The organism is Corallococcus llansteffanensis (genome assembly GCF_003612055.1).
Classification (GTDB): Bacteria; Myxococcota; Myxococcia; order Myxococcales; family Myxococcaceae; genus Corallococcus; species Corallococcus llansteffanensis.
Genome location: NZ_RAWB01000614.1, coordinates 1 through 5,710, shown reverse-complemented (window position 1 = coordinate 5,710; position 5,710 = coordinate 1). Strand labels below are relative to the sequence as shown.

The window sequence follows — 5,710 nt, the reverse complement described above, 5'->3', positions numbered from 1 at the left end:
GCTGGGGGCCGCCAGGGTTTGGGGGCCAGGACGCGCAGGAGCGCCGGCCTCCCGGTCGCGTCCCCCGGTGGCACCTGCCTCCCCTTCCCCTTCCGGGGTTTCGCAAGACGCCTTCCTGGGCGTGGTCGTCGCCCGCGAGCATGTGGAGCTCAGCGCACCCTTCGAGGGGCGCATGGAGCGGCTCACGGTCCAGGTCGGGGACGTGGTGGCCGCGGGTGCCGTGCTGGGACAACTCGACCTGCACGCGCTCCAGCAGGATGTGGAAATGGCGAAGGCGCGGCTGGCGGCGGCGCGGATCGAGGAAGTCCGCTTCGAGTTGGAGCAGGCAGCCGCGAGCGCACGACTGGCCCGCATGCTCCGTGCCGCCCCAGGTACGTTCCCCGAGGACGAGCTGGCCGCGGTCCAGCACCAGGAGAAGATCGCCCTCAACCGGCTGAAGGCGGGACAGGCGGCGATCCAGGAGCAGCAGGCGGTGCTGGAGCAGCGTCGGCAGCGGTTGGCGGAGGGCGTCTTGCTGGCGCCGTTCGACGCACGGGTGGTGGAGCGGTCGCTGGACCCGGGCGCGGCGGTGAGGGCGGGGGCCCCCATCCTGCGGCTCAGCAGGACAGGGCCTGCCCGCGTGCGCTTCGCCCTTCCCGTGGAGCGACTGGGGGCGGTGGTTCCCGGGGCGCGGGTTCGCGTGGAGCTGCCGGGACTGGGCCGGGCGTTCACGGGAAGCGTCGAGAGTGTCTCGCCGGAGGTGGATGCGGCCTCCGAGATGATCTTCGCCCTGGCCTCGCTGGGCACCGAGGGCGGGTCCCTCGAAGGCGTCGTCGTGGGCGCCGAGGCACGGGTGACACCGTTGGAGGCGCGCGGGGCGATGTCCCTGGCGGCGGAGCGCGGGGCGCCACTCGAGCCATGACGTCCCCCGTCCGGCATGCGGCTTGGTGGGGCGGGGGCCCTGCGGGTACGCTCGCGGTGCTCGTCGTGAGGGGTGTCTGTCTTGTCTGAGAATGACCCGGGGCTGTTCAGGGCGGAGGCCGTCCAGCACTACACCGCCGCGGAGGCGCGCGGAGATGTGCTCCGGCTCTCCCCGGCCTGGCTCCAGAGCGTGTTCTGGCTGCTGGCGGCGGCCTGCGTCTTCGTGCTCGCCTTCGTCGCGTGGGTCCCGGTGTCCGAGTACGCGAGTGGCCCCGTGGTGGTGAGGTTCGAGGGAAAGCGGGAGGTGCCCGCGCCTGTCTCGGGGACGGTGGCCTCGGTGGAGGTCCGACCGCGGCAGCGGGTGGTCGCGGGGCAGGTCCTGGCGCGATTCGTGGCGATGCAGGAGTTGGCGGAGCTCCAGCGGTTCGACCGGGAGTTCGAGCAGCTCCTGATGCGGCGGATGCGGGACCTGGGCGACGAGTCGGCGCGCCAGTCGTTGCCGCCGCTGCGGGCGCAGCGCGACCTGGCGCGGGCACGGCTGGAGGCCTGGACCGTGAGGGCCCCGGAGGCGGGGGTCGTCACGGACGTGCGGATCCGCCGCGGCCAGCACCTCGAACAGGGCGACGTGGTGGTAGCGATTGCGCGGGAGGACGCGCCCGCGTCGGTGACCGCGCTGGTGCCTGGGAGCTACCGCCCCCTGCTGGCCGAGGGCGGCTTGCTCCGGCTGGAGCTCCAGGGCTTCTCACATGCGTACCAGGAGCTGGAGATCACCGAGGTGGGTGAGGAGCTGATAGGACCGCAGGAGGTCCAGCGTTATCTGGGACCGGGCCTGTCGGAAAGTCTGACGGTCCAGGGTGCGGTGGTGATGGTGCGGGCCCACCCACCGAGCCGGTATTTCCAGGCGGGCGGCCACCGCTTCGAATACTTCGATGGCATGCTGGGCACAGCGGACATCCGGGTTCGCGCGGAGCCCATCCTCTTGTTGCTTGTTCCCGGGCTGCGAGCGCTGCTGCCCCAGTGATGTCCGAGCCCCCTTCTTCATTGCTGAGCAGGTTCCCCGCGTTGCGGCGGCTGGGTGAGGCCCGCCGTCGGCGCGTCCCCTACGTCCAGCAGCTCAGCGCCGCGGAGTGCGGCGCGGCCTGCCTCGCCATGGTGCTGGGCTACCATGGCAAGGACGTGTCCCTGAGCGAGGTGCGGGATGCGATGGGCATCAGCTCCAGCGGAGGGATCAGCGCGCTGGCCATCCTCGACTGTGGCCGGCGCTACGGCCTGAGGGGGCGGGGGGTGCGCATCGACGTGGAGGACCTGGAGTACCTGGAGCCGGGCTCCATCCTGCACTGGAGCTTCAACCACTTCGTCGTCTTCGAACGGCTGAACGGACGGAGGGTGGAGCTGGTGGACGCGGCCATTGGTCGTCGGTCTCTGTCCCTGGAGCAGTTCCGGGTGCACTTCACGGGCGTGGCGCTCGTGCTGGAGCCGTCGGAGACGTTCCTGCCGTCCACCCGCGGGGGCAGCCAGGTCTCGCGGTATTTCCGCCACCTGCTGGCCCACTCGGGCCTGCTGGGACGCATCCTCGCCACGTCGGTCATGGTGCAGCTCTTCGCGCTGGGCCCCCCGGTCCTCATCGGGGCTGTCACCGATCAGGTCATCCCCCGGGGAGACGCACCGCTGTTGTGGGTGTTGCTCGCGGGGACGGTAGGGCTGCTGCTCTTCCATTTCCTGGCGTCGCTGGTGCGCGCGCACCTGCTGCTGCACCTGCGCACGGAGATGGACGCGCGGGTGACGCTGGGTTTCATGGAGCACCTCCTGGAGCTGCCCCACGCCTTCTTCCAGCAGCGGTCGGCCGGAGACCTGAGCAACAGGCTCAACAGCAATTCGACGGCGCGCGAGCTCCTGACCTCCGGGGCCCTGTCGGGCATCATCGACGGGACGCTGGTGCTCGGCTACCTGCTCATCCTGATGGTGGCGAGCCCGCCGATGAGCTTCCTGGTGGTGGGGCTGGGGCTGGCGCAGGCCGCCGTCTTCGTCGTGTCCCGCCGGAGGCAGGGTGAGCTGATGGCGCGCAACCTGGAGACGGAGGCGCGAGCGCAGGCGTATCAGGTGGAGGTGCTGGCGGGGATGGAAACCCTGAAGGCGACGGGGTGCGAGCAGCGGGTGCTGGAGCACTGGTCCAACCTCTTCGTGGATGTGCTGAACGTGTCGTTGGCCCGGGGCCGCCTCCTCGCCATGACGGAGTCGATCATGGGCATGCTGCGCCTGGGGTCGCCCCTGCTCATCCTCTGCTTCGGTGCGATGCAGGTGCTCGACGGGCACATGAGTCTGGGGGTGATGCTGAGCCTCGACGCGCTCGCGCTCGGGTTCCTGGTGCCGCTGTCCAGTCTGGTCTCCACCGTGCTCCAGTTCCAGCTCCTGGGGTCCTACCTGGCGCGGATCAACGACGTCATGGAAGCGCCTCGGGAGCAGCAGGCGGAGCGGGGGCTGCTGTCGCCCGCGCCCGCGCTGCGAGGCGGCATCACGCTGGAGCGGGTGTCCTTCCGCTATGGGCGTGAGGGAGCGATGTCGCTCCAGGACGTGTCGCTGGAGGTCCAGCCGGGCCAGCTCGTCGCCATCGTGGGGCGCTCCGGGGCCGGCAAGACGACGCTGGCCCGCATGCTGCTAGGGATGCACCGCCCGTCCTCGGGCCGGGTCCTCTACGACGGAAAGGATCTGCTCGGGATGGAGCTGCGCTCCGTGCGGCAGCAGCTTGGCATCGTGATGCAGAGCACCTTCCTCTTCGGCACGAGCATCCGGGCCAACATCTCGCTGGCGGACCCCACCCTCCCCCTGGAGTCGGTGGTGGAGGCCGCGAAGCTGGCCCAGCTCCACGAGGAGATTCTCGCCATGCCGATGGGCTACGAGACCATCCTCGTGGACCACGGCTCCTCCCTCTCCGGAGGGCAGCGGCAGCGCCTCGCCCTGGCGCGGGCCCTGGTGAACAAGCCCGCGATCCTCCTGCTGGACGAGGCCACCAGCGCGCTGGACTCCATCACGGAGTTCCGGGTGCAGGAGGCCCTCGCCGGGCTGCACTGCACGCGCATCGTCATCGCGCACCGGCTGAGCACCGTGGTGGGGGCGGATCTCATCCTCACCATGGAGGATGGGCAACTGGTGGAGGCGGGCGGCCATGGCGAGCTGTTGGAGCGGGGTGGCGCCTACGCGGCACTGGTGGCTGCCCAGCTCCGGTGAGCGTCAGCCTGGAGCGCGCCGGGTGGATTGAAACGCAGGTCTCTTCGCCGCCATTGTCGGCGACTCTCTTGAGAAACCGCCGCTTCCTCTGTGTTGAGGGTGAGGGCTGGAGCGGAGGGGCCGAGAAGGGCCGCTGCCGGGACCAGCAAGGCCGCGCGCCGCGCGGGTCCACGGGACGGTGCAACCCCTTGGGGCACACCCCTGCCCTGGCCGTCCTCGATTGAGAAGAGAAGCAGGGAGTTGGGGCGTGTTGACAGCGGTTGCGCCAGCTTCAGCATCACGCCTGCTGGGGGGCCCGCGGACAGGCGAACACGTCCAGCATGAACGTCCTGCTTGAACAGCCCGCCCCCATCCACCCGCGCCGTCCCCTGCTTCCTCGGCTCCTCCACCGTCGCGGCCAAGCAGAGGCTCTCCTTCTGGGGGCCCGCCGCCGTCCCCGCTTGAGGGAACGCGCGGATCCGCGAGGTGGTCCAGGGGCTGCCCCGTCGGGCCGCGCCTGAAGACATCCTGCACGGGCCAGGACGCGCTTCCAGGCGTCCTGGACGGATGCGGCCGGAGCAAGGACACGGGTGCCTGGCGAGCAACCGGCCTCCTCTCTTGCATTGTGGCGACGATGAACAATGAACACTGTTGGGTTCGTTCACCCGCCCCCGGAGGGACACGATGCCTCGTCCGCACAGCCTCACGCTCCAACGGCAAATCTCCGCCACCGCCGGTGAGGCGTTCGATTTCTGGGTGAACCCCACGAAGGTCGCCGTCTGGTGGGGCCCCAATGCCGGCGACACAAGCGACGTGCGGACGTTCGAGCTCCGCGTTGGCGGCAGGTATCGGGTCCTCACCCATGCGCCGAACGGTGACACCTACGACTTCACGGGTGAATTCCGAGCGCTCGAGCCCGGCCGGAAGGTGTCTTTCACCTGGGAGATCGAAAAGAGTGGCCCCTCCCAAGTTACCGTCACCTTCGACGAGCAATCGGGGGGCACGCAGCTGACGCTCGTCCACGAGGGCCTTCAGTCGGAACAGGAACGCGACGACTGCATCAATGGCTGGAACGGGGCGCTCGACAAGCTGGAGCGCGAGGCGCGCCAGTGGGCCAGCGGTCAGGGTGAAGCGCACGCTTCGCATTGATGTCGCGCCTGACCGTCAAGCATGTGACCCGGGACCACGAGCCCTTCGGCGATGATCACGATGAGGTCTTCCGGGAAGGGACGCTCGTCGCCCGGTTCTCTCACGACGACCGTGGCGACGAGACCAGGATCGTGTTCGTGGGCGGCTGTCGCGCGGGGTGGGCGGCGAGGCGGTGCCGTGCTTCGAGGATTTCTGGGACGCAGCGATCTCCTGCGCGCGGTGGCGCCGGCCGGAGGTCCCAGCCGACTTCCTTCCCAGGCTGACAGCCCCTGACGAAAGCGCGGCCCGGACGGGTCAGCTGAAGTCAGTGGAGAGCGAGAGCGCGCGGTGTGAAGTTGCCCCGGTTTCGTGGAGTCCCATCCGCTGTGCGAAAAGGGTCCCACGATGCCGAAGTCACGCCCCCCATACCCGCCGGAGTTCCGTGAGCGGGTCGTCGAGCTGTTGAAGGCCGGCCGGT

Annotated in this window: 4 protein-coding genes; all 4 read left to right on the top strand. The window is 69.8% G+C overall.

Annotation, left to right across the window (positions count from 1 at the left end; genetic code table 11):
* The first annotated feature begins 172 nt into the window (after positions 1-172).
* The 4 genes from D7V93_RS36480 to D7V93_RS36465 all read left to right on the top strand — a co-directional run bounded on the left by D7V93_RS36480 (position 173) and on the right by D7V93_RS36465 (position 5,253).
* Entirely contained in the window at positions 173-901 is a 729-nt protein-coding gene (locus tag D7V93_RS36480) for an RND family efflux transporter (RefSeq protein WP_158623943.1), read from the top strand.
* A gap of 81 nt (positions 902-982) precedes the next feature.
* Complete coding sequence (locus D7V93_RS36475) at positions 983-1,921, top strand: efflux RND transporter periplasmic adaptor subunit (RefSeq protein ID WP_120647745.1); 939 nt, start codon at positions 983-985, stop codon at positions 1,919-1,921.
* A 41-nt stretch (positions 1,922-1,962) separates the two neighbouring features.
* Entirely contained in the window at positions 1,963-4,125 is a 2,163-nt protein-coding gene (locus D7V93_RS36470; RefSeq protein WP_341870985.1) for a peptidase domain-containing ABC transporter, read from the top strand.
* Between the two features lie 663 nt (positions 4,126-4,788).
* A complete protein-coding gene (locus tag D7V93_RS36465; RefSeq protein WP_147451526.1) occupies positions 4,789-5,253 on the top strand; it encodes an SRPBCC family protein in 465 nt (154 codons plus the stop codon).
* Positions 5,254-5,710: the final 457 nt, after the last annotated feature.